Origin of the sequence: Endozoicomonas numazuensis (assembly GCF_000722635.1) — a bacterium.
GTDB classification, from domain to species: Bacteria; Pseudomonadota; Gammaproteobacteria; order Pseudomonadales; family Endozoicomonadaceae; genus Endozoicomonas_A; species Endozoicomonas_A numazuensis.
Genome location: NZ_JOKH01000002.1, coordinates 360,337 through 374,539, shown reverse-complemented (window position 1 = coordinate 374,539; position 14,203 = coordinate 360,337). Strand labels below are relative to the sequence as shown.

Here is a 14,203-nt window from a genome sequence, read left to right as displayed (position 1 = left end):
GCCAGCCCTTACCCGATTTAGGCCTTGTTTGGATTAATGGCAATTATTTGAGTTGAAATTGATTGAGTATGCTTCTGAATTACCAACAATATTCTCGAAAATGTTTATTGAAAACTCTTCACCATTCCCATGTACTCCTTTTATTGGTTCAAGAGTGACTGAATTATCATCTTCTTTGCATATCATACATAGTCTGGGACCGAAATTAATATTGTCGATAGTCTTACCACTGAGTTTTATTGTCGTAGTAGTCCCTGGTTTTGTCGCAAGTGCATAAACTCTCGCATAATATCGTGGGGCTTTAGAGACTTCTGTTTGAAAATAGAGGCATGTGTTTTTTTGCAGTACTTCAACTGAAAATAACATTAACTTATTTACAAGATCTATATTAATAGCGTATTGACCTAATAATGGATTGTATATTTCTATCTCAGGTACAATAAATAAACCTTTTCTGAATATTTCCTCATCTTCACCCCCTAGTAGTTTTGAGGTGTATTCTTGAGCCATCAGGGATGTAGAAAAAATCAAAGTTAGTAAGGAAATCTTAATACCTGAATTCGTATCATAAGTGCATAACCTCTGTAATCAACTGATCGCTACACACCTTTGAAATGAATCAAGACTCAGGGGTACTCTGTTAGCGACGAAACCAAGCAGAGGAAGCCAAGGATGGCCTATACACACCTGAGCCTTGAAGAAAGACATTATATCGAACTTCAACTGAAAGAAGGAGTCTCTCAAAATAAGATTGCCAAGGCACTGGGGCGATCCCAGAGTAGCTTGTCCCGCGAGCTGGGCCGCAATACAGGACAAAGAGGCTACCGTCACAAGCAAGCGCACGGCAAGGCTGAAGAACGGCATAAGGAAAAGACCAAGTCGATAAAGCTTACTGATGACATTAAACAACGGATTGAGCGTGATATCAGAGAAGACTGGAGCCCTGAGCAAGTTGTCGGAAGGCTCGAGCAGGAAGGTGTCATAAAGCTTCATCATGAGACCGTTTACCAGTTCATACTGGAAGACAAAAAAACCGGTGGAACGCTTTATAAGCACTTGCGCCACCAAGGTAAAACGTACCGAAAACGATATGGTTCAGCCCATAATCGAACAGGCATTCCTAACCGTGTTGGCATAGAACACCGTCCGGAGATTGCTAATGACCGGAAACGGGTTGGAGACTGGGAAGCCGATACAATAATTGGCAAAAACCATAAAGGAGCCGTTGTCACAATGGATGAGCGCAAGACCAAGCTTCGCCTTGCAGTACCACTGCCAGGAAAGAAGGCGAAAGCAGTTAAACAGGCGATGGTTAGCTCTCTCAAGCCTTTAAAGAAGTTTGTCAAAACCATAACTTACGACAATGGAAGAGAATTTGTTGAGCATGAAGAGGTAGCAAAAGCTTTGAGCTGTGACAGCTATTTCGCTGTACCCTATCACTCATGGGAGAGAGGCCAGAATGAAAACGCTAATGGTCTGCTAAGGCAGTATTTTCCCAAGTCGATGGAGCTTGATAATGTCACAGACAAAGAAGTCATCATTGCGGTCGATAAGCTGAATGGTAGACCTAGAAAATGCCTGGGTTACAAAACCCCTTATGAGGCATTTAAAGAGTTAACAGGAATAGATGCAAGAAAAGTCATGGGTTATGCACTTATGACTTGAATTCAGGATAGCTAAATTCATAGAAACCCCAAATTTTTGCTAAACGGATTCTTAGATATTAGCTTAAGCTTGTCAATTCTACTGTAAGACTGATCCAGATTCTACGGCTGGTCTTTCGCCGTTTTACATACTCCCGAATCTGTCGCTCACTCAGGTTGTTGTGAAGAGGCAGCCATGGATACAATACACAAATGCTTCAGAGGCATCCCAGTCGATATCAATACGGTCGATTACCCAACCAGAAAATTCGAACATAGGGCGAAGTGAGGGTGTTACACACATGGCTGATCCTTCAGAAAGGTTGATCCATAAAAATCAATCATTCCCTGAAGGCTATTTTTGCTTCAACCCCTCACTTTTCATCAGCCAACTTGCGAAAGCCCCGTTTAAATAAACCGTTTTTTCAAGTTCTGTCCAGGCACGCTACCGCCCCTCAGCTCCTTCTCAGCAGGGTAAACTCCCTTTACAACCAACTGATGAATCCATTTGTCCAGTACTGCTTATATTTCTGTGCCCGATTCTGCCAAGTTTTCTGCTTATGAAACAGACGTCTATGGTCTAATTTCTGAAAACTGAGTAATGGCCTGGGTGAAGGACGGTAAGGGCTGGAGAGATGATGGCAGTGGTCAGTTGTTAACCACTGCCGATTTCGCAAACTATGGATCAGTTCGCTGAGGGTTTATTCTTCTCGCTTCTGAACTCATATTTAATGACGCTGATAATCGCCAGAGAAGAGGCTGACATAATGCCGAGTATCCAGGCTAAGTACCACATAATCTTTTCTCCTGATCTTTCTGAATAATTTGTTCTGCTCAGTACAGTGAGTGGCTGTTTTTCTGTAAGTGCTGTGCGGTCATTCTGCCCCACATTTTGTAGACACACCAAGTGGTATAGCCAATGATGAGAGGCACATAAATCGCGGCCACTACCGTCATAATGTCCAGTGTCAGTTCACTGGATACAGAATCCCAGAGTGTCAGGCTGACATTAGGATTCAGGCTGGAAGGCATCACGAATGGGAACAGGGAGAAGCCTGCTGTCATGATCACACCAGCCTGGGTGGCAGAGCTGCAGAAGAAGGTCAGCCCCTGATTGGATTTACCCGCCAGGAAGAAGACACCGATGGCGCCCAGAAAGCCCATTGCAGGTGCCAGAATCATCAGCGGGTAGCGGCTGTAGTTTGCCAGCCATACGCCTGGTCCAGCGACTTCTACGGTTTTATTCAATGGGTTGGCTGCACCAGAAATATCAATGTTGCCGACTACTTCAAAACCAGGCAGATTGCTAACCCAGAGACCGGCCAGAGCAAAGGTTGCAATGGTGATCAGGGCAAATAACTTCGCTGTTTTTGCTGCGCGCTTCTGGATAGGTGCACCAGAACGCATGTTTTGCCAGGAAGCACCCTGCATGGTCAGCATGGCCACACTCACCAGACCGCAGAGCAGTGCAAATGGGTTCAGCAGGGAGAAAAAGCCCTGTGTGAAGGTGGAGCGCATGGTGTAATCCAGATCAAAGCCAAAGCCCTGAAACAGGTTGCCAAAGGCCACACCAAATACAAGTGATGGCACAATACCGCTAAAGAACAGGGCAGTGTCGCAAATCTTTTGGTATTTTGGTGACACTTTTGCGCGGTATTCAAAGGCCAGTGGGCGTCCCATCAGTGCGAAAAGCACGAGCAGCATAGCCCAGTAGAAACCGGAGAAAGCCGTACCATAAACCAGTGGCCAGGCCGCAAACAGAGCACCGCCAGCCGTGATGAACCAGACCTGATTGCCGTCCCAGTGTGGGGCTACGGCGTTAATCATAATACGACGTTCTTCGTTGTTTTTGCTCATAAACGGCAGCAGGTTAGCGGTACCCAGGTCATATCCGTCCATAATGGCAAAGCCAATCATTAATACGCCGATCAGCACCCACCAGATGAATTTTAAAACTGCATAATCCATAACATTATCCTGTAGATTGGGAATCTCACCCGGCCAGGGAGGAGATTCCCAGAGTTTGGTCAGTATCAAGACAGCTGGGGTCTGACTTCCTGTTCAAAATGGTAACGACCGGTTTGCAGGCTGCTGGGGCCTTTACGTGCGTATTTGGTCATCAAATACATTTCGATGATGATGAAGATGGTATAGAAGATCGCAAAGCCGGCAATACTCAGCCATAGGTCGGTTGTTGTTTTGCTGGACGCCGACAGATAGGTGGGCAGAACACCGGAAATGGTCCAGGGCTGACGCCCAAATTCTGCAACAAACCAGCCCATTTCACAGGCAATGAACGGCAGTGGAATAGCCAGGAAACAGAGTCTCAGGAACCATTTGCTGTTCATTTCTGTACCGCGCAGGCTCTTGAAGAATGAAAGACCCAGCAGCAGCACCATCAGTGCGCCACAGGCCACCATAATGCGAAAACCAAAGAACAGCGGCCATACGGTAGGTACCGTGTCTTCAGCAGCCTGGCGAACCATTTCAGGTGTTGCATTGGCAATGTCGTCTGTATAGCGGGTCAGCAACAGGCCATAGCCCAGATCATCGACCATACCCTTAAAGGCTTCACGGTTTTCCGGGGTGTCTTCACCATGTTTCAGTTTCTGAAGCATGACGTATGAGTCAATGCCGCGGGTAATGCGTTCTACATTGCCTTCAACCAGATCCTTGATACCACTGACCTGGGTATCCAGAGAACGGGTGGCAATCAGTCCCATGAGGTAGGGGATTTTAACGGACAGATGATTTTCCTGTTCTTCCTGAGAAGGCAGGGTGAAAGCTGTAAAGGCGGCCGGAGCGTCTTCGGTTTCCCATTCTGCTTCAATGGTTGCCAGTTTCATCTGTTGAACGTGGTCCACTTCGCCCAGCTCATAACCGGATTCATCACCCAGCATGGCAGTGGACAGAATGACGGCCAGACCAAAGCTGGCCGCTACCGTAAAGGAACGACGGGCAAACTCTGTGTCACGACCTTTCAGCAGATACCAGGCACTGATACCCAGCACAAACATGGCACCTGTAGTGTATCCTGCAGATACGGTATGCAGGAATTTAACCTGAGCCACGGGATTCAGGAACATCTCAGCAAAGCTGGTGATCTCCATACGCATGGTTTCAAAGTTGAATTCGGCACCGACCGGGTTTTGCATCCAGGCATTACCTACCAGAATCCACATGGCCGACAGGTTGGTACCTATGGCCATCAGCCAGGTGCAGGTCAGGTGAGCTTTTTTACTGAGACGATCCCAGCCGAAGAAGAACATACCGACAAAGGTGGATTCCATAAAGAAAGCCATCAGGGCTTCCATGGCCAGAGTTACACCAAAAGCGTCGCCTGCATAGTAGGAGAACATGGACCAGTTGGTACCAAATTCGAACTCCATGGTCAGGCCGGTGGCCACCCCCAGAGCAAAGTTGATACCGAACAGTTTGCCCCAGAAACGGGTCATATCCTTGTAGATCTGCTTGCCGGTAACGACATACACCGTTTCCATGATAGCCAGCAGTAAGCTCATGCCCAGTGTCAGTGGCACAAACAAAAAGTGATAAAGGGCCGTCATCGCGAATTGGAACCGCGATAATTCGACGACAGCATCAGAAATCATATAAACCCCTTTAATCGATGATCTGATGTCACTCTTTAAAAGCCGCTACGGCAAAGGTCACTATTCAAGTTCTTGGCGTTGAACAGTCACCATTGCCCGTACAGTCAGAGTGAATTAAATCGTGAAACGAAGTGCTCACCCGACAGCTTTTTGAGGGTGCTGTCGGGTATCATTCCGTTAAAAGTTGGTGAAGGCTTTACAGCATGTTGCCGTTTTTTCCTGAAAACTTTTTCTTCAGCCAGTAGTCAGCGCTGACATAACGACCACCACCGTAGAAGAACAGAGCCAGGAACATAATGAAGTAGGTGGCAGCAAATTCGATGCCGTTGTTCAGCATGACCGGATCGCCCAGCTCAGTTACATAGTTGAAACGCTCAGGGAAGTTTTGAGCCAGCCAGGTCATGAATCCGCTCAGGCGCTGGGAAGACTCCATGCTTTTACTGGCGAGCACCAACCAGCCGTTAGGCAAATGTACCAGCAGGCTGGCAGCACTCATCATGAACATGAGCGGTATGGATAACAGACGGGTAAACAGACCCAGAGCAATACAGATCAGGCCGACTACTTCGGTACTTGTGGCCAGAAATGCCAGCAAAGTAGGGAAGGGCAGGTTCAGACCGCCGTCGGCTATGGAAGCACCAAACCATTCAACGGTAGTACTGAAGCCTACCACTTTGGAATGGGCTCCGGTGTAAATGACCGGAATCAGATAAAGACGAATCAGTAGCAGTGCTACAAAATCAGCACGGCGAAGCTTCTCGAAGAAGTTGTCATAGATTTGCATAAAACGTTGTATCATTTTGTTCACCCCTTAAGAACAAATAATCAGGTCTGTCTGGATGGAATGTTGCAGCCATTCCATGAAGTCCCGTTTGTTTTTGTCGGTACAGGCCTGTTGAATAATGGAGGTGGGTTCGCCATTGTGTTCACTGATTCGGGTCAGGAAATAATGGTCGAGTTCACCCAGCGACTTTTGCAGAATCTGGTGGCGTTTATTGCGAAACAGTACGTAATAAAAGTCGCCACGTTTAACCGATGCCTTGCAATCAAATGGCTCATCCAGAGAGAAGGGCAGTTTGATGTATTGCAGGGTTGGGTTCAGTGTTAACGTCAGATCCAGGTCCGAAATCAATTCAGAGGACAGCGTTCTGTCCAGGTTGGTCACGGTTTGAGAATCAATTTCAATGCAGAACAGTACCCATTCGTACTCAAGCATGGATAACAACACCGGGTTTTCTGAAAAGTGCGCCTGAATAAAGCGGACAAATTCAGTAGCGATGTGATGAAACTCTGGCTCAATAGTTTTATGGTTTTTTAAAAAACCATTAGCCAGAGAATCCATTGTTTCTTCATCAATGCATGAGCAGAACTTTGGAAAGCTGTGTTGAACCACTTCTTTGATATTGCCCCGGACAAACTCACGGTAATATCGACTGCTGATATTCTTTCCAGGAATCGATTGAATACCCTGAGAACGTATCGTGCGGGTGAGTGTTTCAATATTCTGTTTCAATGTCGGTGGTGCAGTCAGCATACCGGGTACCTGTTTGTTCAATAAACGCCAATGGCGTCCTGAATCGATGTCAGTTCGTGACTCAGTTCGTCCAGTGCAGGAACATGATGATCCCGTTCCAGTAACAGTGGTCTGCTACCGTGGTATTCCATGACCTGTCTTGCCAGTTGCACAACATTGTCGGTCACGGCTTTGCCATGAGTATCGAGCAGAAAGTCGTCTTCACACTCCAGGTGACCGGCTATGTGGAAATAACGGATCGCCTGACTGGGCAACGCCTTGAACAGAGTGGTTGGGTCGTAGTCATGGTTCTGACTGTTGACATACAGGTTATTGATGTCCAACAGCAATTCACACTGACTTTGTTCAACCACTTCTGACAGAAACTCGGCTTCTGGCATTTCGTTGTCGTAGCGGTGGTAGTAGGAGATATTCTCCAGTACCAGTGGTCTCTGGATGATGTCCTGAACCTGCTTGATTCGTTCTGCCAGGTAGGGAATGTTTTCCCTGTGGCGAGGTGTCGGAATCAGGTCATAGAGATACCCTTGCTGATCGCGAGACAAACTCAGGTGCTCGCTGTAAATACCGATGTTGTATTGATCCAGAAAATCTCTGACTCTTTTTACAAATTCGATGTTCAGTGGTTCTGCGTCACCAATGGACAAACTGAGTCCATGGGCCACCAGAGGGTATTTCGCGGACAGCTGCTCCAGGCATTCACGCTTGGCGCCACCAATATCCATCCAGTTTTCCGGTGCCAGTTCCAGAAAGTCGATGTCTTCCCTGACCGGTTGTTCGCACAGTGTCTTAAGGTGTTCTACCCGCAGACCTATGCCTTTGGCTGTGTCATTTATTGACCGCATAGCCCAGTAACCTGCTTTTCAGAATCGACGGTTTCAGTCGCACCTACACCTTTACCGGAAAGTCCACATTTTCCGTCACGGGCATACACCAGAAGGTCCTGGTGATCGCCGTCGACATTGGCTTTCTCAAAGATTTTTACTGTGCCGCACTTGCCGCTGGCGCATTTTCCGCCGTTGGAGGTGTCTGGTTTGCTGGCTACTTTTTCTGCACCGCCGGTGGCTGGTGTCTCGGCAGCCTGTGCTGCGTTAAAGCCCATGCCAATCATGGAGCCCATGGCGATAGAAAGAATGACTTTATTTTTCATGACAATGACCTTTTATCGAGGCTCTTTTATTGAGCGATTGGAAAGCTGGCAAGATCGCGACCGGCATAAATAGGGCCGTTGTATGCTTTCTTGACGATGGCAATGGAGAAGTCTTTCATCTTCAGACTGCGTCCCATGAAGTGGTTAAGAACCAGTTGCTTGGGATTGATAGCGGCAGTTATACGACCGATGTCAGAAGGCACCATGTGCAGTTGTCTTGAGATTTCATCAGCGTTCTCATCCAGAGCCATTGGCATAACCAGAATGTCGGCGCCTTTGGCAAAATCGATGAAATGGTCGTTAGTGCCGTTGTTATCAGCAGAAATAACGATTACACCTTCAGGTGATTCAATTCTGTAAGACAGGTTAGGTACGTCACCGTGAGGGATACCCTGGGCATAAACCGTCAGACCGTCTTCTTCAAATACTTTGGTGGGATGGGTGCTGTGGTAATCGACTTCTTCCATTTTTACGGGGAACATCTGATTGGTTCCATCGTAAATACCAGAGAGGTATTTGTAAGCGCCATGTTCAGGGTTAAACAAAGAAGCCATGTAATCGTTCAGACCCGGAAAAGCATCGCTTTTGGTTGGACCGGACATGACCAGTTCTTTTTCACGGTTAAAGAAAACACCGCCCTTGAGAATGGCTGGAATATCAGCGGAGTGATCGGTATGGAAGTGGGAGATACCAAAGAAATTCAGGTCTTCCAGTTTGGCACCGGCTTCACCAAAACGAAGGTAAACACCACCTCCAGCGTCAATCAAAACCCGGGACTTGCCTTTGTACCAGATTAATTCACCAGAAGAGGCCCGCAGGTCATCAGAAATAGGACCGCCGGAGCCCAGCAGTTGTAAGGTAAAGTCTTTATTTTCCGGTTCTATAATACCCGTTGCATAAGATGATGCAGGAGCGATTGCAGCCATAAGGCTCAATGCTGATGCGGCAATTAACTGCTTTACTGCCATGCTGATACCTGTTGTTAATGACAACTAGTTAATAGATTAATTAGTTGTTTTATTTTTAATGAGTTGCTTGTCAGAATCGATTCAATTAAATGAAAGTATTTATAATGACAATCTTAATTAAATGGTTCTGGTTCCCCGGTTAACATTCGACATAAAGATTGCTGAATTATCTGATTAAGCAGTCACTGTCGATGGCTCAACTTAGAAAGTTTCTAAATCAGCCTGAAGCTATATATCAGCCTGAAGCTATATATCAGCCTGAAGCTATATATCAGCCTGAAGCCATATAAAAGTCATCTGATTAATAACACTGTCATCCGATCCATCGGAGCAATGAATTCCTTATCTTTGTTTTGCTGATTAACTCAAATCCACGGCGGCACAATAATGAGGTGCGCAAATTAAGTAAACTTTAATGATTTTATTAGAGGGATAAGTAATGCTTATTAGGTGGTAGGGAGGCTATCCCTAAAGGGGTATGCAGAGCCTGGAGGTGTTTTTTAGGCGGCGAAAAAAAAACGGATTTTCTGTGGTTTGGGTAGAAAAACTATTCCGCATGATCTTTTTACTGCACAAAAATAGATCGAAACAGTGCTGGTCTGGGATGCCCTGCTATGGGCAGTTGAGATCACACAATGAAGGGGCATCTTTACAGGTCCTGGTGCAGCCAAGCGTTATACCTCATACCGTTTGCACTGAGACTTTCGAAGAGCATTACCGGCATCTTTCGATAGTTTCAGGATGAGCAGGGGGTTGTAGGGTATGCATGCTTGGCAGCAACAGCAGGGCGAGAGTCATCAAAAAGGGTAGAAAGAGTGGGACTTCATGGTGAGTGGGCGCAATGTTCATTATCCTTGTGTTTCTAATCTTTAGAATTCAAGACGATGAAAGCCATAACCTACTCTCGTTCTGCTGATTCCTTCAAGGTCAGTAGCCTTCCTGTTCCAGAGCTGCAATCAGATTACGATGTGCTGGTGAAAGTTAAAGCGGTAGCACTGAACCCGGTTGATACCAAAGTACATGCCTGGCATACCCGTGTGGTTGATATGGACGACCATTTTGTGGGTGGGCTGGATGTTTCAGGCGAAATCACTGCCATAGGTCCCATGGTGACCGATTGGGCCGTGGGAGACCCGGTGCTTTACCACGGGAACAGGTACCGTAAATACGGTGGCTTTGCCGAATTTGCCATTCACGACAGCAGAACCTTGATTCAACACCCCAATGTGGCAGCAGAGTTGGCGGCAGCGACTCCCTGTGCGGGCTGGACTGCGTTCAGGGCATTAACTGAAAAGCTGAATATCCATAAGTCCGACAGTCTTTTTATTTCGGGTGCTTCGGGCGGTGTTGGTAGTTTTGCCGTTCAGCTGGCGGATAATTTTGGTGTCAATACCATTATTGCCACATGTTCAGAGAGTAATCGAGAATTCGTTGAAGACCTGGGCGCGACTGATGTTCTGGATTACACCCAACAGAATGTTATTGCTGAGGTCATGACGCTGACAGACGGAAAAGGGGTGCATACGGCACTGGATTGTGTGGGAGGAGATAACGATATTATCTGTGCTTCTGTTCTGGGTTTTGAGGGGGCTATGTGTGATCTGGTTCGGACTGTCAGGCCTGAACAGTATCCGGATGCGTTCGCTAAAGGCCTCAGCTTTCATCAGTTAAGCCTGGGTTCAGGTCATGAACATGGCGAAGTTGGCAGAAATACATTGGTAAGAGTGGGAGAGGTGTTCAGTCAGTTACTGTCGAACGGTCAAATTCGGGTCCCTGAGTTAAGTACGTTGTCTTTTGACGATATTCCCGAAGCACTGATTCAGATGAGAAATCAGAGAACAGTGGGGAAGCAGGTAGCCTTGTTTTAAATCTGGCACTAACGGTCTGGTAGCAGAGGATGGCTGGGAATAGGGCTCTTTTTTTGAGCAAGGAATTATAGTAGTGACTTTTACTACCAATGGCGCTAATTGTGGTATTAATTGGGTATTAAGCTGTCTCTGTCTAGCTGATTTTGTTAGTATTGCAGCCCGCTAAAAGTGTATGGATGTAGTATGAGTGCTAATCAGCTAGCTCTTGAAGATATCACTAACGGCCTTGAAATTATTCGAGTTCGCTATGAAATGCCAGACTCCTCGGCTCTGGTCCGATATACGACTCGCTTTGACGACGACCAGCCAGAAGAACTGACGGTCCATTCGTCCTGGGGGGATCCCGCCGTCAGCGCCAGGAAAACCGGCTCCTTTACTCTTAAGAATCTCGTGAATGAACTTCGCTTTGCCTATGTACTGGTTCATGCGTTCCCGGATGAACAAGCCATGGACTTCTACCTGGCAGGCATGAATACAGGCCTGGCTCAACTTGAGTTTATTGGTGGCAACTATGACTTTGACCGCATGTGGGTAACCCGTGGGATCAGTAATCTGGAGTTACCGGTCGCGATCTTTCTTGGTCAGCGCCATGCAGTGAATGCACAGCCTTCTGTGACGCTCGTTGATCATCGTCAGCAGGCGATGGGCGAGGTGGTTTATCGAGCTGTCCGTGGGGCAGGTGACCATGTAGGTGAAGAGTTTTTTACACAAGATTAAGGAGCCGGCATGAGAGCTAAGTCCGGTCTATTACGAGGCCTTAATCCACCCATGGCTGTAACCGCCATGACCATCATTGCCCTGTTTTTGTTAGCAGGTGCTTTTCGCCCGGAACTCGCGGCAGAATCTTTTACCGGCCTGCGGGATTATATTATTGCCGGCTTCAAGTGGTACTACATATTGGTAGTGGCGCTGTTTTTCTTTTTTGCAGTCTTTCTTATTTTCAGCCGCTTTGGTGACATTGTATTAGGCGACGATGATCAGAAGCCGGAGTTCAGTTATTTCTCCTGGTTTTCCATGCTTTTTGGTGCAGGCATGGGTATTGGATTGATCTTCTGGAGCATTGCTGAACCGATATTTCATTTTCAGTCGAACCCGTTTATTACTGAGGGTGGTACCCCCGAATCTGCGCAAGTGGCTATGCGGCTGATGTTTTTCCACTGGGGAATGCACCCCTGGGCCATCTATGTAGTGGTGGGGTTGTCGCTGGCTTTCTTTAGCTACCGCCGAAAATTGCCACTGGCTATCCGGTCGGTTCTCTATCCGATTCTGGGTGAAAGAATCTACGGTTTCTGGGGGCATGCTGTAGATGTGCTGGCTGTGTTCGGCACAGTCTTTGGGGTGGCTACTTCTCTGGGGCTGGGTGTCTCCCAGGTGAATACTGGTCTGAATCAGTTGCTGGGAATTGATGTTTCTATGACCAATCAGTTGATCCTGATCGCTGTGATTTCCTGTATCGCTACGCTATCAGTCGTATCGGGCGTAGGTAAAGGTGTTCGTATTCTGTCAGAGCTGAACCTCTGGTTGAGTATTCTCATTTTACTGTTCTTTGTGGCACTGGGCCCTACCATTTATATCCTCAACAGTTATGTTCAGAATATTGGTGATTACCTGTCGCATATTGTCAGCCTGAGCTTCTGGACGAATTCGGAAGCTGATGGGGTTTCTTCCTGGCAGTCCAGCTGGACAACCTTTTACTGGGGCTGGTGGATCTCATGGTCACCTTTTGTGGGAATGTTTATTGCCCGTATTTCAAAAGGTCGCACCATTAGAGAGTTTGCTATTGGTGTGTTGCTGGTTCCATCACTGCTGGGTATGTTCTGGCTAACGGCCTTTGGTGGTACTGCTCTGCATATTGAGCTGTTTGGGTCTGGCGGAGTGATCGATGCGGTCAATAATGATGTCACTGTTGCCTTGTATGAAACCATCAGTTTGATGAATACGGGGTGGATTGAACCGGCTGCAAAGGTTCTGGTGACGCTGTTGATCTGTACCTACTTTATTACTTCCTGTGACAGCGGCACGCTGGTGATTACCACATTATTGTCTGTGGGTGATGATGAACCGCCCATGCGGCACAGAATTGTCTGGGGTGTAGGTCAGGGGCTGGTGGCTGCCATTCTTTTGCTCACCGGAGGGCTTGCAGCGCTGCAGGCTGCTTCGATCATTGCCGGATTGCCGTTCTCAATTATCATGCTGTTTATGTGTTATGCGCTGATAACGGGTCTGCGAAATGAAAAGACCAGGCTCTATGAAGATCGCATTCGTTTGAGGGCTCAGGACGCTTCACCCCATATGAACCTTCTTGAGCGTATTGGTCCTGGTAACTGATTTCTCCATAAACCTTGGGTGAAAGCCAATTTCGGCTGAAATCCTTGATAGGGTATGAAGTGAACTGATCCGTGGGATGGGTTTGCTTCTTTTACCCCGCCTTCCTCGTGCCCTTCGTGATGATGACTCAGTTTGTAGATTTATAGGTTCTATAGAGTGGTTTTCCTATCAGGGTGAGGAGTCGAGAGGGGGAATGTGTTGAGTTATCCCTCTCGGGCTCAAGCAGGACAGAGCCTGAGTTATGGTAAAGCTATTGCTATCTCTTTGGTGAGAAGAGCCTTTTGTCCCAGATGTTTCCTCTGGAATTTCGCTAATTTGGTCTTAAAAAATAGACTTTTTGATGCTTAAAGCACTAAAGAAGCAAACTTTTTTTGCTTTCGTTTTAGATGGTTTGCTAGGTAAATGATTGATCTGGAAAGGTTTTTTTCTACCGCATGCATAAAGCAACTGGTTCCATCTAAAAATCATTGGTTATACCTGTTGAGAACCTCTCTAAGTCATGTAAAATATGCACCACGTTACAAGTGTGTTTGAATCTTTATGTATAGATTAAGTGTTCCGAGTGTAGTAGCTCGTCATGTTCTTCATAAGCGATAACAAAACTTCTAGCTCCAGTGTCTTAATGTTGTAATACAATAAGGCTAAATTTGTTTTTAAATATCAGGATATGACTATGTCTACTACTACCGGTACTGTTAAGTGGTTCAACGAAGAGAAAGGTTTTGGTTTCATCGCTCAGGAGAACGGTCCTGACGTGTTTGCCCATTTCCGTCAGATCGTTGGCGACGGTTTCAAAACTCTGAAAGAAGGCCAGCAGGTTGAATTTCGAGTGACTCAGGGCCAGAAAGGTCCTCAGGCAGAAGACATCCGTCCTCTGTAAAGACTAAGCTGCATCTAATGTAGCTTACTGCTTCACATTGCGTGAAGCCAAAAAGGCAATACCCAAGGGTGTTGCCTTTTTTTATGGTGCGCCGAGTATGGCGCTTAGCGCCAACCGGCGCTGTTCCAGTACGCATGGTGGCGGCTGGATGACTGGGTGGTGAAAGTCCTCCATCGACCCGGCACCAACAGTAGGCGCTTTAGATGTGGCGACCTGTCAGAATA

At 46.9% G+C, this 14,203-nt stretch carries 14 protein-coding genes; 5 read left to right on the top strand and 9 right to left on the bottom strand.

Annotation, left to right across the window (positions count from 1 at the left end; genetic code table 11):
• Window positions 1-33: 33 nt before the first annotated feature.
• Complete coding sequence (locus GZ78_RS09005) at window positions 34-510, bottom strand: hypothetical protein (protein ID WP_152558632.1); 477 nt, start codon at window positions 508-510, stop codon at window positions 34-36.
• 162 nt (window positions 511-672) lie between these two features.
• Here GZ78_RS09005 and GZ78_RS09000 point away from each other — a divergent pair, with 162 nt between their 5' ends.
• A complete protein-coding gene (locus GZ78_RS09000) occupies window positions 673-1,665 on the top strand; it encodes an IS30 family transposase (protein ID WP_034832016.1) in 993 nt (330 codons plus the stop codon).
• 663 nt (window positions 1,666-2,328) lie between these two features.
• Here the strand turns inward: GZ78_RS09000 and cydX are convergent.
• The 8 genes from cydX to GZ78_RS08965 all read right to left on the bottom strand — a co-directional run bounded on the left by cydX (window position 2,329) and on the right by GZ78_RS08965 (window position 8,903).
• Window positions 2,329-2,439, bottom strand: coding sequence for a cytochrome bd-I oxidase subunit CydX (gene cydX, locus GZ78_RS30960; RefSeq protein WP_081869755.1), 111 nt, complete (start codon window positions 2,437-2,439; stop codon window positions 2,329-2,331).
• 38 nt (window positions 2,440-2,477) lie between these two features.
• Entirely contained in the window at window positions 2,478-3,611 is a 1,134-nt protein-coding gene (cydB, locus tag GZ78_RS08995; RefSeq protein WP_034836236.1) for a cytochrome d ubiquinol oxidase subunit II, read from the bottom strand.
• Window positions 3,612-3,676: 65 nt separating this feature from the next.
• The gene (locus GZ78_RS08990; RefSeq protein WP_034834867.1) at window positions 3,677-5,254 is read right to left on the bottom strand and encodes a cytochrome ubiquinol oxidase subunit I; all 1,578 of its coding nucleotides are present in this window, start codon (window positions 5,252-5,254) and stop codon (window positions 3,677-3,679) included.
• A 196-nt stretch (window positions 5,255-5,450) separates the two neighbouring features.
• Window positions 5,451-6,053, bottom strand: a complete 603-nt coding sequence (locus GZ78_RS08985) for an HvfX family Cu-binding RiPP maturation protein (RefSeq protein WP_034834866.1) — start codon at window positions 6,051-6,053, stop codon at window positions 5,451-5,453.
• A gap of 12 nt (window positions 6,054-6,065) precedes the next feature.
• Complete coding sequence (locus GZ78_RS08980) at window positions 6,066-6,788, bottom strand: HvfC/BufC family peptide modification chaperone (protein WP_034834864.1); 723 nt, start codon at window positions 6,786-6,788, stop codon at window positions 6,066-6,068.
• Window positions 6,789-6,805: 17 nt separating this feature from the next.
• Window positions 6,806-7,630, bottom strand: a complete 825-nt coding sequence (locus GZ78_RS08975; protein WP_034834863.1) for a DUF692 domain-containing protein — start codon at window positions 7,628-7,630, stop codon at window positions 6,806-6,808.
• On the bottom strand, window positions 7,618-7,935 hold the full coding sequence (locus tag GZ78_RS08970; RefSeq protein ID WP_034834861.1) for a hypothetical protein: 318 nt from the start codon (window positions 7,933-7,935) through the stop codon (window positions 7,618-7,620). The genes GZ78_RS08975 and GZ78_RS08970 overlap by 13 nt, the downstream gene beginning before the upstream one ends.
• Before the next feature lie 26 nt (window positions 7,936-7,961).
• Window positions 7,962-8,903 (bottom strand): MBL fold metallo-hydrolase, encoded by a 942-nt coding sequence (locus GZ78_RS08965; protein ID WP_034834859.1) that lies wholly within the window; start codon window positions 8,901-8,903, stop codon window positions 7,962-7,964.
• Between the two features lie 884 nt (window positions 8,904-9,787).
• Here GZ78_RS08965 and GZ78_RS08960 point away from each other — a divergent pair.
• The 4 genes from GZ78_RS08960 to GZ78_RS08945 all read left to right on the top strand — a co-directional run bounded on the left by GZ78_RS08960 (window position 9,788) and on the right by GZ78_RS08945 (window position 13,979).
• Complete coding sequence (locus tag GZ78_RS08960) at window positions 9,788-10,771, top strand: zinc-binding dehydrogenase (RefSeq protein WP_034834858.1); 984 nt, start codon at window positions 9,788-9,790, stop codon at window positions 10,769-10,771.
• Between the two features lie 183 nt (window positions 10,772-10,954).
• The gene (locus tag GZ78_RS08955) at window positions 10,955-11,488 is read left to right on the top strand and encodes a hypothetical protein (RefSeq protein WP_034834855.1); all 534 of its coding nucleotides are present in this window, start codon (window positions 10,955-10,957) and stop codon (window positions 11,486-11,488) included.
• A 9-nt stretch (window positions 11,489-11,497) separates the two neighbouring features.
• Window positions 11,498-13,099 carry a BCCT family transporter gene (locus GZ78_RS08950; RefSeq protein WP_034834853.1) on the top strand — a complete coding sequence of 534 codons (1,602 nt, stop codon included), beginning with the start codon at window positions 11,498-11,500 and terminating at the stop codon, window positions 13,097-13,099.
• A 673-nt stretch (window positions 13,100-13,772) separates the two neighbouring features.
• A complete protein-coding gene (locus GZ78_RS08945) occupies window positions 13,773-13,979 on the top strand; it encodes a cold-shock protein (protein WP_034834851.1) in 207 nt (68 codons plus the stop codon).
• The last annotated feature ends 224 nt before the right edge of the window (window positions 13,980-14,203 follow it).

What these genes read in the sequence shown, in the direction of transcription:
- GZ78_RS08950 (WP_034834853.1), top strand. Translation starts at nt 11,498, where the DNA reads ATGAGAGCTAAGTCCGGTCTATTACGAGGCCTTAATCCACCCATGGCT.
- GZ78_RS08945 (WP_034834851.1), top strand. Translation starts at nt 13,773, where the DNA reads ATGTCTACTACTACCGGTACTGTTAAGTGGTTCAACGAAGAGAAAGGT.
- cydB (WP_034836236.1), bottom strand. Translation starts at nt 3,611, where the DNA reads ATGGATTATGCAGTTTTAAAATTCATCTGGTGGGTGCTGATCGGCGTA.
- GZ78_RS08985 (WP_034834866.1), bottom strand. Translation starts at nt 6,053, where the DNA reads ATGATACAACGTTTTATGCAAATCTATGACAACTTCTTCGAGAAGCTT.
- GZ78_RS08955 (WP_034834855.1), top strand. Translation starts at nt 10,955, where the DNA reads ATGAGTGCTAATCAGCTAGCTCTTGAAGATATCACTAACGGCCTTGAA.
- cydX (WP_081869755.1), bottom strand. Translation starts at nt 2,439, where the DNA reads ATGTGGTACTTAGCCTGGATACTCGGCATTATGTCAGCCTCTTCTCTG.
- GZ78_RS08980 (WP_034834864.1), bottom strand. Translation starts at nt 6,788, where the DNA reads ATGCTGACTGCACCACCGACATTGAAACAGAATATTGAAACACTCACC.
- GZ78_RS08990 (WP_034834867.1), bottom strand. Translation starts at nt 5,254, where the DNA reads ATGATTTCTGATGCTGTCGTCGAATTATCGCGGTTCCAATTCGCGATG.
- GZ78_RS09005 (WP_152558632.1), bottom strand. Translation starts at nt 510, where the DNA reads ATGGCTCAAGAATACACCTCAAAACTACTAGGGGGTGAAGATGAGGAA.
- GZ78_RS08960 (WP_034834858.1), top strand. Translation starts at nt 9,788, where the DNA reads ATGAAAGCCATAACCTACTCTCGTTCTGCTGATTCCTTCAAGGTCAGT.
- GZ78_RS08975 (WP_034834863.1), bottom strand. Translation starts at nt 7,630, where the DNA reads ATGCGGTCAATAAATGACACAGCCAAAGGCATAGGTCTGCGGGTAGAA.
- GZ78_RS08970 (WP_034834861.1), bottom strand. Translation starts at nt 7,935, where the DNA reads ATGAAAAATAAAGTCATTCTTTCTATCGCCATGGGCTCCATGATTGGC.
- GZ78_RS08965 (WP_034834859.1), bottom strand. Translation starts at nt 8,903, where the DNA reads ATGGCAGTAAAGCAGTTAATTGCCGCATCAGCATTGAGCCTTATGGCT.
- GZ78_RS09000 (WP_034832016.1), top strand. Translation starts at nt 673, where the DNA reads ATGGCCTATACACACCTGAGCCTTGAAGAAAGACATTATATCGAACTT.